A 24,516-nucleotide genomic window follows, 5' to 3' on the forward strand; every position below is an offset into this window, starting at 1 on the left:
GGAAGGTGCTCCGTGAGCCGAAGCCCAGGTGCGCGGTATCGCGGTCAGCGGCCGTGCTCCTCGACGGCTGACACCCGGACGACCATGGCGTGCGAGTGTCAGCTCTGGTTAACGGCTGTGGAGGCTCGGTAATGCCCCCAATGAGTATCATCATCTAGGCCGGGCTCCAACTCCATATGGAGGAAGGCGGCAGGTTACCGCTTGGGGGCTTTGGAAAAGGCATCCGCCAATGTCGTCGGCGTGATGCAGCCGAGGTCCCTTACGATCAGGTCAGCTCCCGCCAGCCGTAGGGGATTGTTCGTCCGGTCGATGCCGAGGCAGAAGAAGCCTCCCGCCTTGGCAGCCTGCACGCCGGAGATGGCATCCTCGACGATGACGCACCAGGAAGGATCGAGACCGATACGCTCTGCCGCGGTCAGAAATATACTCGGATTCGGTTTGCCGTGCGCCACGTCATCGCCGCCGACCACTGCGGAGAAATTGTCGGCGATGCCCGCTTTCTCCAGTATGTATCGGACATTACGGCTCGACGATGCGGTGGCCAGTTGGTAGCCCGCCTCCCTGCACGCGGCAAGGAACGAGAGGGAGCCTTCGAATACCTTGAAATTCCCCTGTTCGATGAGGTCGCGAAAGTAGCCGTCCTTTCGCTCCGCCGCCGCGTGGATTTGGCTGGGACTCGCCCCCGTCATCACCGCGGAAACGCCGTCCTGCCGCCGCCTGCCGTCGACCTTGTCGTGGTAGATCTGCTCGTTGAAGGGATAGCCCTCCTCGTCGAACAACCGTTGCCACGCAGCGAAATGCGCCGGCACAGTATCGACCAGCACTCCGTCGAGGTCAAAGATAATACCCTGCAAAGCCATTCAGATCACCGCTTCGACCGAGCGATGGGCGACGACCACGTTCGTGCCAGCTAGCAATCGTACCGTTTCGCCGAAAACGTCTGCCGTTTCCTCGACACCCTCCGGTGCGTGGAGCAGGAAGGCAGTCTCACCGTGCCGAACAGTGACAGCCAGCGTATTGCCGTGCCACTTCAGCCGGAAACGCAATTCGGACCATTCCTGCGGCAGCCACGGCTTGAACGTCAGCCTGCCATGCATCACGCGAAAGCCACCAAAGCCGCAAACCAGCGACTGCCAGGTGCCGCCGGCGGAAGCTGCATGCATGCCATCCTGTGTATTTCCCTGATTGTTGGCGAGATCCACGAATGCGGAGCGGCGGAAATACTGCAATGCGCGGCCGGGATCGCCGACTTCGATGCCCATGATCGAGTGGATTGCCGGGCTGAGCGAGGATTTGTGCAGTGTGCGCTGCTCGTAAAAGTCATAGTTGGCCTTCTTCACCGTATCGGAAAACTCATCAGGCAGTATGTAGTTCAGCATGATGACGTCGGGCTGCTTAAGCAGCGTCGTCTCCCCGGCATTGAAATGGTTGTAACCCGTCGGATAGCAAGGCATGTGATTCTGGTCCCATTCGGTAACCGGTACTTCCTTCAGTGCGAAGTAGCCTTCGAACTGTTCGATCAGACCGCGGCTCTCGTCAAACGGGATCAGGATTTTTTCGGCGATCACCTGCCAGCGGTCGACCTCATCCGGATGCAGGCCGATCTTCCCGGCGACCCTTGCCAATGCCGCGGGGTGATGCTTGGCGAGTTCCGCGTGAACCCGCACCGCCTGAACGAGATGCCACTGCGCCATGCGGTTGGTGAAGGCATTGTTGTCGACATGCTCGTGGAACTCGTCCGGGCCGATGACGCGCGTAAGCACGTAATGATCATGCGCGGCCTCGTATTCCAAGCGGTCGACCCAGAAGCGTCCGGTCTCGAACAGGATTTCGGCGCCGAAATCCAGCATGAATTCGATGTCGCCGGTCGCCTGGACATAGGTTAGCACCCCATAGGCAACGTCGGCGGAGACATGAATTTCTTCTTCCCCCGTCCAAATGCGGTGCATGCCGTCGGGAGTCCATTTTGGGGTCGTCTCTAGCCCGGTGTCGGCAAACTCCCATGGGTACTGCGCACCATGAAAGCCATTTTGTCGAGCGTTCTCCCGAGCGCCCGAAAGTGTGTTGTAGCGATAGAGCATTAGTGCGCGCGCGGTCGCTGGCTGGGTGTAGATGTAAAAGGGCAGCATGAATATCTCCGTGTCCCAGAAGACATGGCCCCGGTAACCCTCGCCCGACAGCGACTTGGCGCCGATATTGACAGTAGGGTCGTTCGCGTTCGCTGTAATCAACAGGTGATAGATGTTGAAGCGGACGGCCTTGGTCGCCTCGTCATCGCCGATGATGTTGCAGTCGCAGTCGGCCCACTTGCTCGCCCAAACCAAACGGCTAGCATCAAAGGCCGAATGGAAGCCGCTCATCCGTTGTGCTGTCAACCCTCCAAGGCAACGGGTGCGGACGTCGCCGCTGGCGGTCGTATCGCGTGACGTGCATATTCTCACCAGCTTGTCGAGCCCGATCGTCTGTCCGACCAACGGCTTGAATTCCAATCGCTCGGCGATACGCTCATAGTCCTGCTCGACGGTACGGCACAAAGGCGCGACGGAGGGGATGGTCGTTGCGGCGCAACCGAGGCCGATGCCGGTATCGATCGTCCTCATCTCAAGGTAGATCGCATCGGAACTGGCCTCCTTGGCGCGCTCATCCAAATGTTTCGATTTGGCCCATTTTTCCCATCTCACCTCCGGATGGAACACCGGGTTTTCCGGGTAGGCAGGCAGCCGTTCAAGATTGAAGCGACGGCCGTCTAGCGCACTCTCCACCGTGATTTGCGCGTCGTGGTTCTCTGGCGTGATCTCGACCCTCAAGGCACACAGATGCTGGTCGTGGAACGATGCGAATCGCAACGTCTCGATGCGGGTGCGTCGGCCCTGCTCGTCCTCGAACGTCGAACCGCGCCATAGCGCGCCCTGGCGGATGTCGAGCGCGCGGTCGTGTGCGACGATCTTGCAGGACTGCACGTCGAGCCTCGTGCCGTCGACACGGACGGCTAACGCAAGCCAGTCGGGCGCGTTGACCAGATCGATGACTGGGGAGTCATGCGCATCGAACACGCCATTGAGATAGGTCCCAGAGCACTCGCCCTTGAACCCCTCTTCCAGAGTGCCGCGCGTGCCAAGATAACCGTTGCCAACCGTGAACAGCGTTTCGAACACATTGGCTTTGGCGATGTCGAAGCCGCTCTCTCTGATCAGCCATTCGTCTGTGCTTAACTGGACGCGCATCATCGTTCTCCAGTGCAAATAGGGGTAGCGTTGCCAGCGGCTCAGACGCCGTAGGCGTCGGCAATCTGCCGGTCGGTCTCGTCGAGGGATTTGTAGATAGCCAATTGTGAGCCGACGCAGCGCTGCGCGCCCATGGCATTGCCGTACTGGCAGGCCTTTACGTAGTCTCTGTGCCTGAGATAGCCGAATGCCATGCCGGCGGCGAAGGAGTCGCCGCAGCCCGTGGTATCGACCACACGATCGACCGGCACCCGCTTCACCACATGCTCGCGCAGCTTGCCGGTCTCGTCGTGGAAATAGACGACACAGCCATGCTGGTCGAGCGTCACGCAAACCGACTTGACGCCGCGTTCTAGGCAATGCTGTGCGAATTTCGGCAGTTCGTCCATGGCGAGCTGGCCGACGGTACCCAGTTCGGCCGCATCGTATTCGGACGCGAACCAGGAACAACCCGCCTCCTCAAGGTTCATCTTGAGGATGTCGACGTAGGGCAGCCAGGAGTCCCTTTCTACCCAGAAGCGATGAAACCGCTCGCCGGTTCGCGCCAGCGTATTGGTGGGGCCATGCGCGTCCAGCAGGACCACGCCTTTGCTGTTCTCTTTGATGTATTTCAACGTCGCGCGACTAACCTCATAATCCGTGATCGGCACGCAGACAAAGGCGTCAGCATCAAGGAACGCTTCCACGTCTTCCGGCAGGATTGGATCCATGAAGCCGGTTTGGCGCTCCATGCGCTTGTTCTGGTCGACATAGTCGAGCTGAACGACGTCGCCCTGATCGAGCTTCGAGGTGATGCCGGAGGTATCGACATTGGCGAACTGGGAGAGGATCTCCTCGATCGGTGCCTTGTCGCGCTGGCGGACGTGGCAAATGGGATGAACCGTGCCGTAAGCGCCGAGCAGCGTGGACAACGCGGCTGCCGTGTAGAGCACACAGCCGTACTTTTCCAGCTTCTCGCCCTGATAGGTCGTAATGCGGTCACGCGGAATCGGCCCTAGCACGGCCACCTTGAAACTGTGCGTCATGTCTTAACTTTGCCCCCACCTATAAATTCAGGCTCGCCGTGTCCGGATCCGGTCTACTCCGCCGCGTAGATCTGCTGCCTGGTATAAACACCCTCGGCTATCAGCGTCGCCTCGATGGTCTCCTTGGTGATGGCGACGACCGGTGTGACAAAGGTCGGCACGTCGACCGCGCCATTGTTGCGCAGCTTGAAGCCGCTGATGACCTCGGCAACCGGCTTGCCCTTGTTCATGGCAAGCGCCACCGCAACCTCGGCAGCCTTTGTCGCCAGCGGCTCGATCTTCTTCCACACATCCATACTCTGCTTTCCGGCCGCCACCAGTCGAATGTTCCTCAGATCGGCGTCTGCGCCCGCGACGAACACTTTTGCAGCGTCATCGAGCTCTTCATCCGCCAGCGCGCCGATCACGCCGAAGGCCAGACCGGAATTGTTGCAGATGAAGGCATCGATCTTGTTTTCATGTCTGACCAGCAACGCCTCGGCGGTCTCCCGCGCCAAGTCCGGCGACCAGGCTTCGTGCGAGCGCTGGGCGACTAGCGTCAGGCCGGGGTTTCTGGCGATCACGTCGAGCACGCCGCTCGACAGTGCCTGCGCGTTGGAATCCCCGGGCTGGCCCATGATAAGGGCGACAGCGCCCGTCGGACCACCATTCTTCGCCGTCAACGCGGCCAGCATCGCCTCGCCCTGCAGTCGGCCGACTTCCCAAGAGTCCTGCATTACCATCGCATCGAGCGGTCCGTTGGTCAGCATGGAATCGTAGCCGACAACGCGCACGCCTTTTTGGTTGGCCTTTGCGACCAGTGCGCCGGCCGTGCCGGTGTTGACCGGCTGCAGCACGATCACGTCGATACCGTCGTCGAGGATCGCCTCGACCTGCGAAAGCTGCAGTTCCTCGTCGTTGTTCGCGCTTTCGAAGATGACGTCTGCGCCGAGCTCAATCGCGGCTTTCGTGAACAGCGCGCGGTCGGTCTCATAGCGAGCCTCCTGCATGGTCTTGAGCAGAAAGGCGATCCGCGGCTTAGCTCCCTGAGCGAAAGCAGTTCCGAAGGTCACCGCAATGAGGAGCATGATGGCGGTGATACGCCATGCAGTCGAAACTGCTGGGGATTGCGATCGAGTTGCCATGACGTTTCCTCCGGATCGTTTCTTGTCGAGGGGCCCGCCACGGGCGGGAGGCACCCGCGGCGGGTATGGCTCGCTCCTACTTGCGCTTCTGCAGGACATCGAACCAAACGGCCAGGGTGATGATGAAGCCCTTGATGATAAGTTGGTAGAAGGCGGACACGCCGAGCAGGCTCATGCCGTTGTTCAGCACGCCGATGATTAACGCGCCGATGATCGTGCCACCAATCGTCCCGGAGCCTCCCGCCAGGCTCGTGCCCCCGATGACAACCGAGGCGATGGCGTCGAGCTCGAACATCGTGCCGAGGTTCGGCGATGCACCGTTGAGGCGGGAGGCGAGCAGGATGCCAGCCAGCGCCGACAAAATCGACACGGTGACGTAGACGATCAGCTTGGTCTTGTAGATATCGATACCGGACAGCCTGGCCGCGTCCTCATTCCCGCCCAGCGCGTAAAGGCGGCGCCCGAAACGGCTCTGTCCGAGGATAAAGATACCGGCACCCGAGATGACCGCGAAGACGGCAACGGGAACCGGAATGCCTTGATAGCTGCCGAATACGTAGAGCGAGAACGCAAGACCCGCACCCGCCATGATCAGACTGGCAATGATCTGCACGCGGTCGACCGGCGCCCCGACTTTGCGGGCGCGGGTGGCTGAGCGAAAAGTGGTGTAGAGCATCAGTGCGAAGACCGCGACGATGATGACAGTCGAGATCATCGGCGGGATGTAGGCACCACCGATCTGCGGGAACGTTGCGTCGGTCACCGGCACCGAAGAACCGTCGGAGATGGTCAGCGCCAAGCCGCGCGCGATGGTGAGCATACCCAAGGTTATTATGAAGGGGGGTATCTTGAAGTGCGCAATCCAGAAGCCGTTCCAGGCACCGATCAGGCCACCGACAAGAACGAGCGTGATAACGATCGATACCCAGACATTGATGTCGTTCTGCATCAACGTCGTCACGACGATCGCGGAGAGGCCCGCCACCGAGCCGACCGACAGGTCGATGCCTGAGATCAGGATGACCATGGTCATCCCGACGGCAATGATGCCGATTATGGTGACCTGGCGCGCGAGGTTGGAGAGGTTGCGGGCGGTGAAAAACGAGTCGTCGGCAAGGCTCATGCCGACGACGAGCACGAGCAGCGCGATCAGAGTCGCGTTGTTCTTGATGAAATTGAGAACGGCGTCTCTATTGATGACAGTTGCGTTCTCCTTGCTCATGGCCCTTGTGTTCATGATCCTTGCCCCCCTTTTGCGCTTCCAGTGGCGTATTCCATGATTTTTTCCTTCGTGGCGTTCTCGCGGGCGAACTCCGAGACAATGCGCCCCTCCGACATCACGAGGATACGGTCGCTCAGGCCCAACACTTCGGGCAGCTCCGACGAGATAACAATGACGGCAACACCGCGCTCCACGAGGCTGTTCAACAACTTGTAGATTTCGACCTTGGCGCCGATGTCGATGCCGCGGGTCGGCTCATCGAGGATGAAGACCCGCGGATTGGCGTTGAGCCACTTACCAAGGATGACCTTCTGCTGGTTGCCGCCCGACAACGTGCCGATGACGGTGCCGATGGTCGGCGTCTTGACGTTGAGCCGCTTGACATAATCGGCGACAAGCTCGCGTTCCTTGGCATGATTTATAATACCGAGCACCTTGGAAGCGATCGTCTGAAGCGAACTGATCGTGGTGTTGAAGGTGATCGGCTCGGTCAGGAACAGGCCAAGCGCCTTGCGGTCCTCGGTGAGCAGTGCGATGCCAGCGTCGATGGCGTCGCGCGGCGACTTGATGTTGAGCTTCTTGCCGTCGAGTGTCACTTCGGCGCGCGCCTGGCCGGGATAGGCGCCGAAGATAGCGCCGACCAGTTCCGTGCGGCCGGCGCCCATCAGACCGGAGATACCGAGGATTTCGCCCTCGTAGGCCTCGAAGGACGACTTCTTGACCCGCTTCTCGCCGGGCAACGTCGGATGATCGACCTCGGCGTCTCTGACCTCGAGGATCTTCTTGCCGCGCCTGGCCTCGCGCCTGGGGAACATGTCCTTCAGTTCGCGGCCGACCATCCGCGCGATGATCTGGTCGAGTGTGATTTCGGCGATGGGGGTGACGTCCCCGATCGTTTGACCGTCGCGCAGGACCACGATGCGGTCGGCGACCTGACGGATCTCCTCCATCTTATGCGAGATGTAGCACATGCACACCCCGTCTTCCTTGAGCTTGCGGATGATGCGGAACAGGTCCGCCACCTCCTTGTCGGTCAATGCGGAGGTAGGCTCATCGAGCACCAGGATGCGCGCCTTCTTCGAAAGCGCCTTGGCGATCTCGACCATCTGCTGCTTGCCGACGGTAATGGACGACACCTTGTCCGTCGGCGCGAAGTCGCGGATGCCAAGCTCGTCGAGTAGCTTCCGGGTCTCATCGTTGAGTTTAACCCAATCGATGCGGCCCAGACCGTCGGTGTGCTGGCGGTCAAGGAAGATGTTCTCGGCCACCGTCATCTCCGGGATCAGGTTCAGCTCCTGGTAGATGATGGCGATGCCTGCTTCCTCCGCCTCTCTGGTATTGGCGAATTGCTTCTTCTCCCCGTTGACGAAGATGTCACCCGCGTAGGTCGGGTAGGGCCACACGCCCGACAGAACCTTCATCAGGGTTGACTTGCCGGCGCCGTTTTCGCCCATGAGCGCCAACAATTCGCCGGCGCGCGCCTCGAAGTTCACGTGGCTGAGCGCCTTGACGCCAGGGAACTCTTTGCAAATGTCAACCATCTTCAGAACGACATCGTTCGCCATCGTTCCCATTCCTCCCGGCCGTCAAAAGCCTCACCCGCGACTGCCGTCACCGGTCCGCTTTCGCTTTGCATGTTGGTTGCTAGGCTGTCGTCGCGCGCCCGCAGCGATACGCGGCGCGCGGTCCGGCGTCTTTCGCAGGTCCCAGCAGGTGGTCCCGCACCGGCAGGTGGTCAGCCGCCGTGCACCTGTTCCTTCGTGTAGACGCCGCCCTCGACCACAGTCGAATCGACGTTGTCCTTGTTGATCAACACAATCGGCGTGACAATGGTCGGCACGTCGACCGCGCCGTTGTTAATCATGCGGTCTGCCTTAACCACTTCGGTCACCGGCTTGTCGGGATTGCTGGCAAGATTGAAGGCGACCTGTGCGGCGGTTTCCGCCAGCGGATTGATCTTCTTCCAGATTTCCACTGTCTGTTTGCCTTGCGCGACATACTGGATATTGACCAGGTCGGCGTCGGACCCGGCGACGAATACCTTGTCGGAGCTGGCGAGCTTCTGCGCATCGAGCGCGGCGACGACGCCGCGTGCCATGCCGGAATTATTGCAGATGAAGGCGTCGACCGCATTGCCGTACTTGGTCAGGACATTCTCGGCGGTCGCCATCGCCTTTTCCGTCGCCCACAGTTCATGCGACTGTTCAGCGACGAGTTCAAGCCCCGGATTCGCCTTGATGATCTCGAGCGCACCGGAGGACATGGCGATGGCATTGGAATCGCCGGGATGGCCCATGATCAGCGCGACCTTGCCCTTCACCTCGCCGCCCTTGTGTGCCTTCAGCCACTCTACCATGGCTTCGCCTTGCAGCTTGCCGACCGCCCAGGAGTCCTGCATCACCATGGCGTCGAGCGGGCCGTTGACCAGCATGGAGTCGTAGCCGACCACCTTGACGCCGTCGGCATTGGCCATCTGCACCATTGAGCCAGCGGTGCCGGAGTTGACCGGCTGCATGACGATCACTTGGGCGCCCTGTGCGAGCATGTTCTCAAACTTGGAAAGCTGGGTCTGCTCGTCGTTGTCGCCGGAATCGAACAAGACTTCGGCGCCCAGCGCTTCTGCCTTCTTGATGAAGGCGGCCTTGTCGAGCTTGTAACGCTCTTCCTGCATGGTCTTGAGCAGGAAGCCGATCTTGATATCGGCCGCCTTCACCGCGGCGGGCATGAGAAAACTTGCCGCCATCAAGGCACCGGTCGCGGTCTTGATGAGATTACGCCTGTTGAATTGCATCGATGGTTCCTCCCTTTTGACTCAATTCAGGAAAGCCGCTCCTCCCCGGACGGTCATCCCTTCAGTTCCCATCAAGTATTAGTCCCGTTGGATTTCGCTTGCCATAGAAATAACTATCTAGCATAACTATGTTCGCATAGACATTCTGAAATGAACATGCAGGGATTGAGCCTCATGCGCGAAGGTGAAGATGCCGACAGTGAGCGCGACCGACGAGCGCAGCAGGCGGCCTACTTGCGCGCGCGGCACAACCTGTCGCAGGAGGAGATAGGTAAACTCCTTGGAGGCGTTTCGCAGTCGCATGTCTCGCGGCTGCTCGCGCACGCCACCGATATGGGCTGGCTCGTAACTGAGCTGCGTTTCAATGAAATCAGCCTATCGGCCGAGGCGATACGAGAAATACAACATCTGCTGGAGCCCCGGCGCCTTGTTTCACGCTTCGATGAAATCCGTGAACGGACAGGCCGTATGACGCCGAACGTGCGCGTCTTCGACAGCGGTTCAGAATCGCCGACCGCTGGCGCATTTGAGATTAGAACCCGGCGGTTTGGTCGTTCGGCGGCGGGACGGCTGGGCGAGTTGTTAAGAGTAAGCGGTGCGGTCGGCGTGACGTGGGGTCGAACCGTTTCGTCCCTGATCGACGGATTGGCCGGTGCGAACCGCAACTATCATAGCGACAGGAAGATCATTTTTGCACCGGTATCGGCGGAACTGATTACGTTGGCTACGCCCGACTATTCATCCTCGCTGCTTGCCGGGCGCCTCAACAATCTCTTCAACGATGGCGAAGGCGAAAAGCTTCGGCTCGGTGGAGTGCCAGCCTACATTCCGCGCCGCTACGAGGAAGCCAAGGCGCGGGCGATACGCGAATATCTGCTCGATGCCGCGTCCTACCGCCGTATTTTCGCCGGAGACAACCCGCTCATCAATCGGCTGGACACGGTCATCACCAGTGTCGGCTCGGCAGACAGGCCCCTCGGCGGCGCCATGGAAGAGGTGTTGTCGGCCGCGGATATCACGGCGGCCGAACTGAAAGCCTTGATTGCCGGCGATGTCGGCGGCGTGCTCATTCCCAAGCCGGAACTGCCCGCCGACGCAGTTCGCCTGGTCGATGAACTGAATGCGATGTGGACGGGCATCACCAAAGAACAACTGTCGCGGATCGCGATCCGATCGGCCGCTATAGGTGGTGCGGGCGTCATCGTCGCTGCAATCGGGCGGGAGAGAGCTGCGATCATCGGTGAAATGATCCGTCTCGAAATGGTCAATGAACTGATCGTCGACTGGGATCTCGCCAACGCATTGGAGAAGATCATCTAATATACCAACGGCGTATGCGATTGACTCGGAGGGGGTTCCAAAAGCGACGAGTCTGACTCACTGCTTTGGCGAGTTGAAGGAGGCTTGGATGGCAGGGATCGCAATTACATGGATGGAGCTGACGGCAGCGCAGGTGCGGGCTGCGGCGGCGAAAGCGCGGGATGCTCGGGCGGCGCGGCACATGCTGGCGATTGCCTTGGTTCTGGAGGGGGTGGACCGCAAGACGGCGGCCGAGACCTGTGGCATGGACCGCCAGACGTTGCGCGACTGGGTGCATCGTTACAATGCGGAAGGGCTAAGCGGCCTTGTCAACCGCAAGTCCCCTGGGCGCCAGCCGTGGCTGACGCATGCGCAGAAGGCCGAGTTGGCGGCGCTGGTGGAACGAGGTCCCGATCTCGAGCGCGACGGCGTGGTGCGCTGGCGGCGCAAAGACCTGAAGCGCCGGATCGAGGCGATGTTCGGGGTTGTCATGCAGGAGCGCACGGTCGGCGCGCAACTGGCCGAACTCGGCTTCGTGCGGCTGACGCCGCGTCCCCGTCACCCGAAGGCCGACGAAGCGGCCCAGGAGGCGTTCAAAAAAACTTCTCCGGCAAGGTAGCGGCGGTTCTGCCCGAGCACGCCCGCGGCAAGCCGGTCGAGATCTGGTTCCAGGACGAGGCCCGCGTCGGCCAGCAGGGGACGCTGACACGGGTCTGGGCCCGACGCGGAACCCGGCCGCGCGGTCCGCGCGACCGGCGCTACAAATGGGCCTACATCTTCGGCGCCGTTTGCCCGGCACGCGTCGCAACCGCCGCCCTCGTCCTGCCGAAGGCCAATGCCGGCGCCCTGTCCCTGCATCTGGCCGAGATCAGCCGCCAGGACGCAGCCGGCGCGCGTGCTCGACGGGGCGGGCTGGCACATGGCAGAGCACCTCGTCGTCCCCGACAACCTCTCGCTTCTGCACCTGCCGCCCTACGCGCCCAAGCTCAATCCGGTCGAGAACATCTGGGAGTATCTCCGCAAGAACAGGCTCGCCGTCACCGTCTTCGACGGCTACGACGACATCATCGACAAATGCTGTCAGGCCTGGAACTTCTTCGCAGACGACAAGAGCGCGGTCGCCTCAATCACGTTGCGAAAATGGGCGAAGGTCAAACTTTAATGCCGTTGATATTATAGCGTTCGCCACGTTATCGAGGCTCGGTCGCGCCAGACCGTTCCAGGACTATAACTTGCCGTGAGCGACGATGTCGCTGAGCGGCACGCGGTCACGCGCGAATTCCAGCTGTCGCAGATGCTCAGGCAGCGACTCCGGGTCGCCCTGCTTGCCCACCAGAGCTATGGCATGCGGGACGATGTCGGCGGGAAGCGCGAGGTTCGTCCTGAGCGCTTCACCGTTGAACCCACCGCATGCATGCGCCGTCCAACCGAGCGCCTCTGCCTGCAGCGCGAGGAATCCCCATGCAGCACCCGCGTCGAATTGATGCCACGAAGTCGGCTGTTCCTGCTCTTCCGGTATGCGCCGGAACGTCGTCTTAGAAGCGACGACTATAATAGCCGAGGCGGCCTTTCCCCATTCCTGATTGAATTCCAAAAGAGTGGAGAAGATTGGCTGCCATTCTGGAGTGTCTTTGCGCGCCCAGATGAAGCGCCAAGGCTGCGAGTTATAAGCCGATGGGGCCCAGCGCGCGGCCTCGACCAGACTGAACAACACGTCGTCGGGGATGTGCTCTCCGGTAAAGCTCCGAGGTGACCAGCGGTCGAGGATCAGAGGGAGGATATTGTGTTGGGACGACCGATTATTCTTCTTCATGATGCTGCTTTCATATTCAGATGGGCTCGCACCCCCGACATAACAAACGTCATTGCCAGTTTTTGTCAGTAACGCTTCAGATATCGGGAATCTTTCCAAGTCCTGCGAAGAGGCAGCTGTAAAGATAGGTTTATCGATCATCTTCGGGCCTGCTGTTGGGGGTACCGGTGGGTACATCGCGGCGCGAGTTCGCTGGATCCTTCTCGAGTTGGCATCCCTTTCGATACTGACAAAAACTGTCAGCGCGTCCATGTAGGCTCCACAAAGTTTCATTGGGGAGGTGCCATGATGATTTCTAGCCCAGCTTCTGCCACGGATGTCGGAAGGCAGGCTGCTGCTCGCAGTTACTGGATCGGTATCGCCTCGGCGGTACATGCCAAATGCGCGCTGGAAGGGGACTATGTGCAGGTCTGTAATGGCAAACTCAGCGCTCTAAAGCGCATCAGGCCCGGTGACGGTTTCATCTATTACTCGCCCAATCAGACCTTCAAAGGCAAAGAACGCCATCAACATTTCACCGCCATCGGCTCCGTCCGTAATGGCGATCCTTATCTCTTCGACATGGGCGGCGGCTTCGTGCCTCATCGTCGTGACGTGGACTGGGCGATCAGCGTGCCGACACCGATCCGGCCGCTACTGGAGCGTCTTGAGTTCACCGCCGGTCGAACGAACTGGGGGTACCAGCTGCGCTTTGGCCTTTTCTCCATCAACGAACATGATTTCCACGTGATTGCAGATGCGATGGAAGCGGACGTGGGAAAGCTGTTCCTATCGACAGCAGCGGGCCACTGAACGGGACTCAAGCTTGTCACGGGCGGAAAGACTTCTGGAGTTAATGCAACTCCTGCGCCAACACCGGGAGCCGGTGTGTGCGGCGCAGCTTGCCATTGACCTGAATGTATCGGGGCGCACGCTGTATCGTGACATAGCGGCGCTACGCGTGCTCGGCGCATCCATCGACGGAGAGCCAGGGGTCGGCTATGTCCTGAGACCCGGATTCCTGCTTCCACCGCTGATGCTTTCAGAGGAAGAGATCGAAGCCGTCGTCTTCGGCGCCCGCTGGGCAATGGACAAAGCTGACGACAAGCTCGCTTTGGCGACCCAGCGCGCCTTGGCCAAGATCGCCGCCGTCTTGCCGCCTGACCTTAGAGAACGCCTTGAAGACGTCGGTCTGCTTGTGGTCCCCACCGCCGGCGACATGGCAGACAAGCGGAAGCACCTGGCTTTGATTCGCGAGGCCATTCGTGCGGGACGCAAGATGACGATCACCTATCGAGACGGTAGCGATCGTTCCTCCGAGCGCATCGTCTGGCCGTTTGCTCTGGGCTTCTTCCAGGAGGCCCAAGTGCTCGCCGCCTGGTGTGAGCTGCGCAATGACTTCCGACACTTCCGCGTTGATAGGATCATTGCCGTTTGGGCCAATGCCGAACGATATCCGCGCCGTCGCAAGACACTGGTGAATGAGTGGCGGAGAAAACATAACATCCCATTGTAGCCAATCGTTCAGCGCTGCCGGAGCGCCGGCCGGTTGGATATCGACAGCTAGGGTCCTCGGCATAACGAACTAGGAGGGTCGCCGTGCGCCTAGGCTTGGCTTCGGAGTAGAGCAGGGGACGCTGCGTTGGCTGACACAGAGGCTCATGGCACGAAGCTCCTCTATGCCGAATCGAACGTTCAACGGCGGCCGATCCGTGATAGACGGTTCAAACGAGCCGCGGGCTGCTCGAGCCGCAAACCTCCCCTGCGATGTTCAAAGTCATGGCTCTCGTGGCTCCCGCGAAAGCGACGCCTCGACATCCGCGCCGCTAGCCGCCTTGCCGAACCGATCAGGACGGCTGGCCGGAACGAAGTGCAGTGCGAGGAACTCGAAGTTATCGGCCGTAGTAGGGGTCCTTCTCCGGCCCCGCTACGATCTGCCTTGCGACAAGGTCGCCGAGCTGCGCTCTCCCGATGCCGAGGACTTCTCCCAGCACCTGTTCGGTATCCGCACCAAGATACCTTGCGGACGTAGTTTCCTGCCTAGGTTCATGGGCAATCCGAAAAGCAGGACCCGCGGACAGGTGTTCGCCGATCCCCGCCGTTTCGAGCGTTCGGAAGAGCGGGTTGGCAAGCGATACGCGAGGATCGCGTTCGACCATTTCTTTAACGGTCTGATACACGCCCCAGCAGACGCCGTTCCGGTCGAAGACAGCGGATACGTCATCAAACGTCCGCGCATGGCACCACTCGTCGATCAAGGCGGCGATGAGCTCGCGGTGCTCGTACCGGTCTTCCTCCCGGCTGAAGTCGGCCGAGAGCCGGGCCTCATGCGCTGCCAACGTGGGGGCGAGCTCGCAGGCTGCGACCAGGCTCGACCACTGCCTTGCCGAGATCGCCGCCAGCATGACCCTTCGGCCATCGGCGGTTACGAAGTCACGACCAAATGCGCCGAAGATGTAGTTCCCGATGGAGCCACGTTCCTCCACCGCCAGCTGCGCCTCCGAAATCAGCCCAAGGTGCGACAAGGTGGAAAACGCGATGTCCGAGAGCGCAATGCGGATTTCGCTGCCTTCTCCCGAGATGCGACGGCGCATGATGCTCGCAAGCAAGGCGGAAGAAGCCTGATGCGCGCAGATGACGTCCCAGGCGGGAAGGGGATTGTTGATGGGCCCCGAGCCCGGTTCCCCCGTCATGTGGGGATACCCGGTCGCGCAATGCACGGTGTAATCCACCGCAGTCGTGCCGTCGAAGTTGCCCTCGACCGTACAGGAGATCACGTCGCTGCGATCGTCCTGCAACTGCTTGTGGGTCAGCCAAGGCGCGGCAACGTTCGTCAAAAGTATCCCGCCGTCGGGTCCGGGAGCGGACACCAATCGCCGAACCAGCTCCCTGCCTTCAGGCTCCCGAAGATTTACCGCGACGGAGCGCTTGTTCTTGTTGAGGCTGGTCCAATAGAAGCTGCGCCCACCATTGGATCGTGGCAAACGCTTGTAGTCGATGCCGCCGCCGATATTGTCGATCCTGATGACATCTGCGCCGTAGTGCGAGAGCAGCAGTCCGCACAGCGGGGCCGCAATAAAGGCCGAACTCTCGACGACACGGACGCCGGATAGGACTTGGGTGCTCATGATCAGGCCCCCGCTTTAGCTACGCCGGCGTTGGCCCTCGTGGGAACGAGACACAGCCGGGTAAACCGCATGAAGACGACGCCATCCTGGTTGAATGCCTCGGTGTGCGTCGTGACGACGCCCTGGCCGGGCCTGGACTTCGTTTCCCGTACCTCGATGACCTCGGATCTGGCATAGATCGTGTCTCCCGGGTGCACTGGCGCGACGAGCGATATGTCCTGCCAGCCAAGGTTGGCGATAGCGTTGAAGCTTATGTCATCGACCGTCATCCCGAGTACGATTGCCAGCGTCAGACCGCTGTTCACAAGCGGGCGGCCGAATTCGGAGCGGCTGGCAAAGTTCGCGTCGCAATGAAGCGGATGGCGGTTCATCGTCATCAGGCTGAACTGAATATTGTCAGCTTCGGTGATCGTCCGTCCGGGCCAATGCTCGAAGCGTTTTCCAGGAACAAAATCTTCGAGGAAGTTGCCGAAGTCTCGCGCTTTCATAGCTGTCGCCAAGTTTGTTGTTGCCGATGCGGGAAGGGGTAGAGCAAGCTCATCATTCCATCAAATTAATTTATTCGAACCATTCATTCGGTTTAGTATATAATGCCGGCCAGCGAAATTCGGGGATTGCTATGACTTCAATTAAGTCTTTGTTCGGGAACGTTAATTTGAAGCTGCTGCACACCTTCATCCTGGTGGCGGAGCACCGCAGTTTCCGTTTCGCAGCGGAGGAGACGCTTCGTTCTCAGTCCGCGGTGAGCACGCAGATCAAGCAATTGGAAGACCAGCTCGGCGTGCCACTCTTCCATCGCACGACCCGGCAGGTGAAATTGACGAAGGAAGGCGAACTGCTTCTCGTCAGCGCCAAGCAGGCAATGCTCGGCGTGCAGGCGTGCCTGCGCACGATTCACGAGACGGCCGACGTTCGCAAAGGTCGGATCGCTCTCGCCTGTTCACCCACGATTGCCGCGACGCGGTTGGGACGCATCCTGGCGGTGTTCGAAAAGGATTATCCAACGATCGAGATCGTAGTGCAGGAGCTGAATCCGAATGAGCTCCTCGCCTGTGTCAGAAACGAAGAGGTCGACTTTGCTATCGGCCCGGTGGTTGCGGACCCCGAGTTCGATTTCGAGAGGCTGTTCGACGACGAACTCTACGCGCTCGTCCCTCCTGCCTTCACGTCCGGCCTCAGGGCGGACGAAATCAGCCTCGAAGAGCTCGCATCAAAGCCGCTTCTGGTTCTCAACACGGCCAGCGCGCTGCGCGCCCTGCTCGACGCCGCGATGAAGGATCGAGGCCTGCCGTTTCAGACCAAGCACCAGTTCTCGCAAGCGCAGACACTGATCTCGATGGCGGAGGCCGGCCTGGGTGTTGCCGTGCTGACCCACATCTCGCTGACCAATCTGAGGTCGGCGTCGTACTCAATAAAGAAGATTGTCGACCCGACACTTGCGCGTCAGGTCGCTTTGATAAAGCTGAAGGGGCGAGCATTCCCTCCCGCGGCAGCACGTTTGGCCCAACTCGTGCGCGAGCTTATCGCTGACCAACCAGAATTGCAGGCGAGCCGGCCTTCCAGTCCTCTTCGATCAGTTGGGACGCGCGGTCGGCGATCATGATCGTCGGAGCGTTGGTGTTTCCGGAGACTATCTGGGGCATCACGGAGGCGTCTACCACGCGCAGGCCTTCGATGCCATGAACTCTGAGCCGTTCGTCGACGACGGACCTCTGGTCGGAACCCATCTTGCAGCTGCCGACGGGATGGTACATCGCCTGGGCGTTCGCGCGGATGTAGCCGGCAAGATCGTCGTCCGTCCTGACGGCGTCGCCGGGGAGCCCCTCCTGCCGGACCATTTTGGAGAAGGGTTCCGCCGCGAATATTCGTCTTATCCACTTCACCCCTTCCACAAGGACCCGCAGATCGGCCTCTTCCTGCAGATAGTTGAAGAGGATGTTGGGAGGCGTCGACGGATCGCGGGACGCCAACGTGACGCTCCCGCGCGAGAGCGGCCGAAGGACGGTACAGGACGCTGTCACGGTAGGGTCCGCCTCCGAGCCGAACGCTCCGTCGGGCGTGATGAACATGCTGAACGGTCGAAACTGCACCTGGATGTCCGGTGAAACGGCATCGTCGTTGGATCGGATGAATGCGGCCGCCTGAGCGGCCGCCGACGCCAGAAGCCCGGTTCCGGACATCATGTACTCGATGACATGGGGAAGGAGCTGCCAGCTCTTGAAGATCGACGTCGACTTTCGGATGTAGGAGTTGATCGAATAGGCCGCGAGCACTCGCGACAGGATGTGGACGTAGATATGGTCCTGTAGATTGGAGCCAACGCCGCGTAGGTCATGGAGAACGTCTATTCCCATATGTGCCAGGCTCCCGCCGGGGCCTATGCCGGACAACAGCAGGAGATGAGGCGAGCCGATCGCTCCCGCGCTCAGGATGACCTCCTTCGCGCGATATTCGACCGCGCCTTGCCGCGTCATGCACCGGACCCCGACGACGCGCTTTCCGTCCAAGATAAGCCGTTCAACCCGAACATTCGTCTCGACACGAAGGTTCTTCCGATTTCTGATCGGATCGAGGAACGCGGAGGCCGCCGAAGAGCGGACACCGTTGAGAGTCGTATACTGGAGATAGCCAGCGCCCTCCTGGCGCTCCCCGTTGAAATCGGGATTGAAGGGAAGGCCGGCAGCAACCGCTGCCTCCACGAAGTACCGTGAGGCCGTATGCGGCTGATGAAGCGGGGAAACACCCAGTTCTCCGGACCGGCCCCGCAGGGGCGAGGCGTCGGCTGCGCATCGTTCGGTGCGGATGAAAGACGGAAGCACGTCGGTCCAGCCCCATCCAGCATTCCCCATCTGTCGCCAGTTATCATAGTCGCTTGGCACGCCTCGCATGTAGACGAGGCCGTTGATGGAACTGCTGCCTCCGAGCGTCTTGCCGCGCGGGCAATAGATGCGCCGATCATTGAGACCCGGCTCCGGTACAGTGCTGAAGCGCCAGTTGACGCGACTATCGCCGTAAAGGCGGGGAGTGCCCGCGGGAACCTTCAGCCAAACTCCCGAATCAGGCGGGCCTGCTTCCAACAACAAAACGTTCGTTCGCCCATTTGCAGTCAGCCGATTGGCGAGAACGCAGCCGGCCGATCCGGCGCCTATGACGATAACATCATGCATGGCGGAGCCATCCTCTACCGTATCACGAACGGGTCCGGAGTTTCGAGCGATGTGCTCATCCAAACGCTCTTGGTCTTCGTGTAGTCGTAGATGGCATCGAGACCGTTCTCGTGCCCGACGCCCGATCTTTTGTGCCCACCAAATGGCGACATGTAGCTCACGGCGCGGTACATGTTCACCCAAACCGTACCCGCTTCGAGCTTCTCCGACATTATCAGCGCCCGGCGGAGATTGTTGGTCCAAACGCCGGACGCCAAGGCGTAGGGGCTGTCGTTGGCGATGGCAATCGCCTCTTCCTCGTCGTCAAACGGAATGCACGAGAGGACGGGGCCGAAGACCTCTTCCCGGGCAATCCGCATATTGTTGTTGACGTCGCCGAAGATGGTAGGTTCCACGAACTGGCCCTGGCCACATTCCGGCCGGGTCGCAGGGGCGCCACCCAGCAACGTCGAAGCGCCTTCCGCCTTTGCAATCGCGATGTAGTCGAGGATTTTTCTGTATTGCGGATCCGTTGTTACGGGCCCCACCTGCGTACGCGTGTCGAGTGGATCTCCCATCCGGGCGGTTTCCGCGAACTTCACCACCCTCGTGACGAAATCGTCGTAGATCGAACGTTGCACGAGCAGCCTCGAGCCCGCGACGCCGGTCTGGCCGGAGGCCGCGAATATCCCCGATATCGCGCCCTTGACGGCGTTTTCGAGGTTGGCGTCGTCGAAGACGATATTCGGCGATTTTCCGCCCAGTTCCAGAGTGACGCGCTTCAGGCCCCTGGCTGCCGACTCGTAGACCTTCTGGCCGCCGAATTCGCTGCCGGTGAAGGCTACCTTTGCGACATGGGGGTGATCGACGAGGGGCTGGCCGATCTCAGCTCCGAATCCGGTGACGACATTGAGGACGCCCGGCGGCAGGCCCGCCTCGTCCGCAAGCTTTGCGAGTTCGACTGCAGAAGCGGAGGTGTATTCAGACGGCTTCAGCACAAACGTGTTGCCTGCTGCCAGGCCCGGGCCCAGCTTGTAGGCAGCCAGCAGCAGCGGTGAATTCCAAGCCGTGATGGCGACGCAGACCCCTAGCGGCTCACGTCGCGTGAAGTTGAAGGTCTCGGCCTTGTCGATCGGGATGACCTTGCCTTCCAGCTTGTCGGCGAGGCCCGCATAATAATAGAACCACTCGGGCACGTATTTGACCTGGGTGACCATCTCGTTGATCAACTTGCCGTTGTCTACGGTCTCTATGCGTGCCAGGCGTTCTGCGTTTGCGCCGATGAGATCGGCAAAGCGTCGAAGCAGATGTCCACGTTTCGTGGGACTGATGCGGGCCCACTCGCCCTTTTCGAACGCACGCCTGGCAGCCTCAACGGCGCGGTTCGCATCTTCCGCGTTTCCGCGGGGAAATGTCGCCCATGTCCTCCTGGTGAACGGGTTTTGAGATTCGAAGCGTTCGCCGCTGCTACCCTTGACCCATGCACCATCGATATACATGTCGTAATGGACGACATCTGCGGCTTCTCGCGGATCCATGACTCGGAACCTCCCATGATATTGACGGCGCGCACCGCATTGGGGCGGTGATTTTCCGATGCTCAAGCGCAGACACGTCGGCGCTCCTCATTGCACCTGACCGCGCGAATCTCTCAAATTACGCGTGCACTTTCGAGTTCCCGGATCTCCTCGCCATCCAGACCGAGGATGTCTCCGAATATCTCTGCATTGTCGGCACCCAGCGCCCGTCCGGCGTTCCTGAAAACGGCTGGCGTCTCCGAAAGGATCGGCATCGCGGACGGCAAGACGAGTTCGCCGACACGCTCGTCCACTATGGTCATCAGATTGCCTCGGGCGCTGTACTGGGGGTCGTTGAAGATGTCCTCGATGGAATAGATCTTGCCGCAGGGCACTCCGAACTCGCCACAAATGCGAAGAGCGCTTTCGAGATCGTGATCCGCCGCCCAGTCGCTCACGATCTTGTTGACGGCCGCCAGCCGGCGATATCGCGCCTCGGACGTCTTGAAGTCTGGGTCCGACGCGAGCTCGGGCATGCCGACCATGGAGGCCAGGCGTTCGAACATCTTGTCGCTTGTGCAGGCGACCGCGATCCAGTCGCCCGACTTCGTCCTGTAATGGCTGTGCGGCGTCACATTGACGGTGTCCGGTCCCAGCCGCGTTCTGACGAAGCCGTTTCGCGCGTAGGCAGGAGCGATCTCGTCGAGCAGGCGAAAGACCAATTCGTAAAGCCCGATGTCTATGTACTGGCCGATGCCTTGCTCCTCGCGTGCGCGCAGGGCGATCAATACGCCTATCGCCCCCCACATGCCGGAAATGTAGTCGGCAAGCGATGTCGAGCCCGGAACGACAGGAGGCCCGTCAGGCATGCCGGCAAGAAAGGACAGGCCGCCGAAGGCGTGGGCGATCCTTGCAAAGCCGGGTTCATGCCTCTTCGGGCCTGTTTGCCCATAAGCGCTGACGCGCAGCATGATGAGCTTGGGGTTGATCTTCTTGAGATCCTCATAGCCCAGGCCCCACTTCTCCAGTGTTCCGGGCCGGAAATTTTCAAGCACGATGTCCGAGGTCTGGACCAGCGATCGAAACAACTCCGCGCCTCGCGGTGTTCGGAGATCCAGAGTGGCGGTCTTTTTGTTGCGTGCTTCACTTAGCCAGACGAGACTGTCCCCGCATTCGGTCCTGGTTCCGAACTTCCTCAACGCATCGCCGCCGTCGGGCTGTTCGATCTTGATCACCTCGGCCCCGAAGTCCGCGAGGATCGTCCCGCAGAAGGGAGCGGCGACAAAGGTCGCTATATCGAGCACCCTGAGATCGCCGAGGGGGCCTTTGGAGCGACGGCGGGCAGGAGAAGGCGAATTTTCGCGTTCAGTGTCAGTCAGGGCATCCATTTCCCACCTCCCGTTTGGTCGACATGACCGGAAGAGGGCTAGACGAGTGGTATTATTTGTTCAAATTCAAATAATTAAGTATTTCATTCATTTTATCGAACAATTCCGGCCTACTCGTAGGTTTTGCCAATATAAACCGAGTCTTACCCATGCCGTGCAAAACCTGAACTCGGGCGCGGCAGGTTCAAAAATGTCCAGGCGAATTCTGCAAGCACCGGATTAGCCGGACGCGCGGCGCTCCCGTCCAGCGCACTATTAAGCGGATATAATGAATAAACCGAAAGATAAATTGAATTGTCGAATGAGTGCGATCTGTCTACGCTCTCGTCCATCAAGTCGCGCAGGGCTTTTCCGTCGAGTTTGTATTGCGAATGAGAGAACGTGATTGGGGGACTTCACTGTGGACGCTATCAACTGCAAGCTGGACGGAAAGGTGGCGTTGATTACTGGCGCAGGCGGTGGGATCGGCGAGGCGATCGCCCTGTCGTTTGCTCGGGCGGGTGCATCGGTCATTCTCATGGGCCGCACCCTGTCTTCCTTGGAGGCGGTGTCTGCGCAGATTGTCGGGATGGGCTGCCCGAAGCCCGAGATCTGGCATTGCGACGTCACCGACCTCGTCGAAGCGCGGAGGAAAGTCGCGGCGCTGGACCGCGTGGACATACTGGTCAACAACGCCGGCACCAATGTGCCGGGGCCGTTTACCGAAGTCTCTGAAGAAGATCTGGATGCAATGTGCAACCTGAATATCCGGGCAAGCTTTCTGCTGAGCCAGGCTGTCGTCACCAAGATGCTGCAGGAGCCGGCCCGAGCCCGGGGCGGAAGCGTGATTTTCATAACATCCCAGATGGGCCATGTTGGATCGCCGAACAGGACGGCTTATTGCATGACCAAGCATGCTCTCGAGGGATTGTCGAAGGCCATGGCGATCGAGCTGGCCCCTCAGGGCATACGGGTGAATAGCGTGGCGCCGACGTTTGTTGACACGCCCTTGGTCCGACGCATTGTCGATACGCCGGAAAAGAGGGAATTCCTGTTCTCAAAGATCCCGCTGGGTCACTTGGCAACCGTCGACGACATCGCTGCAGCGACCTTGTTCCTAGCGTCGCCCGCTGCCGCGATGATCACGGGAACCAGCCTGAAAGTCGACGGCGGGTGGACAGCCCAATAAGACATGCGTTTGCGGCATCGGCGACGTGTCAACGCCTTGGCTCAGGCCATGGTGGGCGCGGCCGATGGCCGCCTTTTTGAAAAGTGGGGAGAAGTTTGCCTTGAACATCGGAGCGATCGCGGAAACGACCGCGGGGGAAGCGAGGGTTGCGCTGACGCCGGATAGCGCCGCGCAACTTCGGAAGATAGGGCATCGGTGCTACATCCAATCCGGCGCTGGCGATTTATCCGGATTTTCGGACGCGGCCTATGAGAATGCCGGCGTGACTGTTCTGACGTCGCGGAAAGAGCTCTATGACACCTGCGATTTGCTGATCAAGGTCCGGCCGCCGACACCCGAAGAAGCTTTGTCCCTCACGCCGAAGCACACGTTGATTTCCTTCTTCTACCCGTCCCAGAACAAGGAACTCCTGCATCATTGCAGGAACAGTGGCGCGAACGTGATCGCCATGGACATGGTGCCGCGCATCTCACGTGCCCAGAAAATGGATGCTCTCTCCTCGATGGCGAATATCGCCGGTTATCGGGCGGTAATCGAAGCCGGGAACAATTTCGGTCGGTTCTTCACCGGCCAGGTCACGGCGGCAGGCAAAATTCCGCCGGCTAAGGTGCTGGTCATCGGCGCGGGCGTTGCGGGGCTGGCCGCCATCGGAACGAGCGTCAGCCTCGGCGCAGTCACCTATGCCTTCGACGTGCGCCCGGAGGTGGCCGAGCAGATCGAATCCATGGGGGCCCAGTTCGTTTTCCTCGAGTTCGCGGAGGCGGAGCAAGATGGTGCTGCGACAGGCGGTTATGCTGCTCCTTCGTCGCCGGAGTTCCGGGAGAAGCAACTCGCGAAGTTCCGTGAGCTTGCGCCGGACATCGACATAGTCGTCACGACTGCGCTGATCCCCGGCCGTGACGCGCCGAAGCTGTGGCTGGCCGACATGGTCGCGGCAATGAAGCCAGGCTCCGTAATTGTCGATCTTGCCGCCGAGCGCGGCGGAAACTGCGACCTGACCGTTCCGGACCAGCGCACCAGGTCAGACAACGGCGTCATCGTTGTCGGGTACACGGACTTTCCAAGCCGCATGGCCACCCAGGCGTCTACGCTCTATTCGACGAACATCCGCCACATGGTGAGCGATTTGACGCCGCGGAAGGACGGCGAGATCGTCCACAATATGGAAGACGACGTCATTCGCGGAGCGACCGTTGTCTTCGATGGCGAGATCACCTTCCCGCCGCCACCTCCGAAGATACAGGCGATCGCCGTCCAGAGGCCGAAGGAAAAACCAAAGGAGCTCTCTCCGGAGGAAAAGCGCGCGCGAGAACTCGCGGCGTTCAAGTCGCAGACGGCAAGCCAAATCGGCCTCCTTGCCATCGGCACCGTTTTCACCCTCGTGCTCGGAGCCTATGCGCCGACGAGCTTCATGAACCATTTCGTTGTGTTCATGCTTGCCTGCTTCGTCGGCTTCCAAGTGATCTGGAATGTCGCCCATTCGCTGCATACCCCGCTGATGGCGGTGACGAACGCAATCTCGGGCATCGTCATCCTGGGTGCTCTGCTACAGATCGGCTCCGGCAACTGGTTGGTCGTGACTCTCGCGGCACTCTCGGTGCTGATCGCGACGATCAACATCGTCGGCGGTTTCCTCGTCACCCGGCGAATGCTCGCCATGTTCCAGAAGTCCTGATCGGGGAGGGGATTATC

Annotated in this window: 19 protein-coding genes and 1 pseudogene; 7 read left to right on the forward strand and 13 right to left on the reverse strand. The window is 60.3% G+C overall.

Annotation, left to right across the window (positions count from 1 at the left end):
* Window positions 1-194: 194 nt before the first annotated feature.
* The 7 genes from AC1Z3V_RS11095 to AC1Z3V_RS11125 all read right to left on the reverse strand — a co-directional run bounded on the left by AC1Z3V_RS11095 (window position 195) and on the right by AC1Z3V_RS11125 (window position 9,386).
* Window positions 195-860, reverse strand: a complete 666-nt coding sequence (locus AC1Z3V_RS11095) for an HAD family hydrolase (protein ID WP_483498869.1) — start codon at window positions 858-860, stop codon at window positions 195-197.
* Window positions 861-3,224 carry a glycoside hydrolase family 65 protein gene (locus AC1Z3V_RS11100; protein WP_483498871.1) on the reverse strand — a complete coding sequence of 788 codons (2,364 nt, stop codon included), beginning with the start codon at window positions 3,222-3,224 and terminating at the stop codon, window positions 861-863.
* A 41-nt stretch (window positions 3,225-3,265) separates the two neighbouring features.
* Window positions 3,266-4,249: a carbohydrate kinase family protein gene (locus tag AC1Z3V_RS11105; protein WP_483498873.1), complete on the reverse strand. Its 984-nt coding sequence runs from the start codon at window positions 4,247-4,249 to the stop codon at window positions 3,266-3,268.
* A gap of 53 nt (window positions 4,250-4,302) precedes the next feature.
* Entirely contained in the window at window positions 4,303-5,373 is a 1,071-nt protein-coding gene (locus AC1Z3V_RS11110; protein WP_483498875.1) for a substrate-binding domain-containing protein, read from the reverse strand.
* A gap of 76 nt (window positions 5,374-5,449) precedes the next feature.
* Window positions 5,450-6,511, reverse strand: coding sequence for a sugar ABC transporter permease (locus AC1Z3V_RS11115; protein ID WP_483498877.1), 1,062 nt, complete (start codon window positions 6,509-6,511; stop codon window positions 5,450-5,452).
* A 95-nt stretch (window positions 6,512-6,606) separates the two neighbouring features.
* Window positions 6,607-8,160 carry a sugar ABC transporter ATP-binding protein gene (locus AC1Z3V_RS11120; protein WP_483498879.1) on the reverse strand — a complete coding sequence of 518 codons (1,554 nt, stop codon included), beginning with the start codon at window positions 8,158-8,160 and terminating at the stop codon, window positions 6,607-6,609.
* A gap of 170 nt (window positions 8,161-8,330) precedes the next feature.
* Window positions 8,331-9,386, reverse strand: a complete 1,056-nt coding sequence (locus AC1Z3V_RS11125; RefSeq protein ID WP_483498881.1) for a sugar ABC transporter substrate-binding protein — start codon at window positions 9,384-9,386, stop codon at window positions 8,331-8,333.
* 150 nt (window positions 9,387-9,536) lie between these two features.
* Here AC1Z3V_RS11125 and AC1Z3V_RS11130 point away from each other — a divergent pair, with 150 nt between their 5' ends.
* Both AC1Z3V_RS11130 and AC1Z3V_RS11135 read left to right on the forward strand, forming a co-directional pair.
* A complete protein-coding gene (locus tag AC1Z3V_RS11130; protein ID WP_483498883.1) occupies window positions 9,537-10,706 on the forward strand; it encodes a sugar-binding transcriptional regulator in 1,170 nt (389 codons plus the stop codon).
* 88 nt (window positions 10,707-10,794) lie between these two features.
* Window positions 10,795-11,847: pseudogene (locus AC1Z3V_RS11135) on the forward strand (IS630 family transposase).
* 63 nt (window positions 11,848-11,910) lie between these two features.
* Here the strand turns inward: AC1Z3V_RS11135 and AC1Z3V_RS11140 are convergent.
* Window positions 11,911-12,750: a nitroreductase family protein gene (locus tag AC1Z3V_RS11140; RefSeq protein ID WP_483498885.1), complete on the reverse strand. Its 840-nt coding sequence runs from the start codon at window positions 12,748-12,750 to the stop codon at window positions 11,911-11,913.
* A gap of 33 nt (window positions 12,751-12,783) precedes the next feature.
* Here AC1Z3V_RS11140 and AC1Z3V_RS11145 point away from each other — a divergent pair, with 33 nt between their 5' ends.
* Together AC1Z3V_RS11145 and AC1Z3V_RS11150 are read left to right on the forward strand one after the other, a co-directional pair.
* Window positions 12,784-13,290: an EVE domain-containing protein gene (locus tag AC1Z3V_RS11145; RefSeq protein WP_483498887.1), complete on the forward strand. Its 507-nt coding sequence runs from the start codon at window positions 12,784-12,786 to the stop codon at window positions 13,288-13,290.
* A gap of 13 nt (window positions 13,291-13,303) precedes the next feature.
* Window positions 13,304-13,993 (forward strand): helix-turn-helix transcriptional regulator, encoded by a 690-nt coding sequence (locus tag AC1Z3V_RS11150; protein WP_483498889.1) that lies wholly within the window; start codon window positions 13,304-13,306, stop codon window positions 13,991-13,993.
* A 376-nt stretch (window positions 13,994-14,369) separates the two neighbouring features.
* Here the strand turns inward: AC1Z3V_RS11150 and AC1Z3V_RS11155 are convergent, their stop codons facing one another.
* Window positions 14,370-15,605 (reverse strand): CoA transferase, encoded by a 1,236-nt coding sequence (locus AC1Z3V_RS11155; protein WP_483498891.1) that lies wholly within the window; start codon window positions 15,603-15,605, stop codon window positions 14,370-14,372.
* 2 nt (window positions 15,606-15,607) lie between these two features.
* On the reverse strand, window positions 15,608-16,093 hold the full coding sequence (locus AC1Z3V_RS11160) for a MaoC family dehydratase (protein WP_483498893.1): 486 nt from the start codon (window positions 16,091-16,093) through the stop codon (window positions 15,608-15,610).
* A gap of 167 nt (window positions 16,094-16,260) precedes the next feature.
* On the opposite strand from AC1Z3V_RS11160, the gene AC1Z3V_RS11165 reads away from it, so the two are divergent.
* Window positions 16,261-17,208 (forward strand): LysR family transcriptional regulator, encoded by a 948-nt coding sequence (locus AC1Z3V_RS11165; protein ID WP_483498895.1) that lies wholly within the window; start codon window positions 16,261-16,263, stop codon window positions 17,206-17,208.
* Here AC1Z3V_RS11165 and AC1Z3V_RS11170 read toward each other — a convergent pair.
* From AC1Z3V_RS11170 to AC1Z3V_RS11180, 3 genes are all read right to left on the reverse strand, one after another.
* A complete protein-coding gene (locus tag AC1Z3V_RS11170; RefSeq protein ID WP_483499641.1) occupies window positions 17,126-18,772 on the reverse strand; it encodes a GMC family oxidoreductase in 1,647 nt (548 codons plus the stop codon). The two genes, AC1Z3V_RS11165 and AC1Z3V_RS11170, sit on opposite strands and share 83 nt — an antisense overlap.
* Before the next feature lie 14 nt (window positions 18,773-18,786).
* Window positions 18,787-20,289, reverse strand: coding sequence for an aldehyde dehydrogenase (locus AC1Z3V_RS11175; RefSeq protein WP_483498897.1), 1,503 nt, complete (start codon window positions 20,287-20,289; stop codon window positions 18,787-18,789).
* 113 nt (window positions 20,290-20,402) lie between these two features.
* Entirely contained in the window at window positions 20,403-21,656 is a 1,254-nt protein-coding gene (locus AC1Z3V_RS11180) for a CaiB/BaiF CoA transferase family protein (protein ID WP_483498899.1), read from the reverse strand.
* 400 nt (window positions 21,657-22,056) lie between these two features.
* Here AC1Z3V_RS11180 and AC1Z3V_RS11185 point away from each other — a divergent pair, with 400 nt between their 5' ends.
* Both AC1Z3V_RS11185 and AC1Z3V_RS11190 read left to right on the forward strand, forming a co-directional pair.
* On the forward strand, window positions 22,057-22,824 hold the full coding sequence (locus tag AC1Z3V_RS11185; protein ID WP_483498901.1) for an SDR family NAD(P)-dependent oxidoreductase: 768 nt from the start codon (window positions 22,057-22,059) through the stop codon (window positions 22,822-22,824).
* Window positions 22,825-22,888: 64 nt separating this feature from the next.
* Window positions 22,889-24,499, forward strand: coding sequence for a Re/Si-specific NAD(P)(+) transhydrogenase subunit alpha (locus tag AC1Z3V_RS11190; RefSeq protein WP_483498903.1), 1,611 nt, complete (start codon window positions 22,889-22,891; stop codon window positions 24,497-24,499).
* The last annotated feature ends 17 nt before the right edge of the window (window positions 24,500-24,516 follow it).

It is taken from the genome of Ensifer sp. 38_S197 (genome assembly GCF_056924495.1).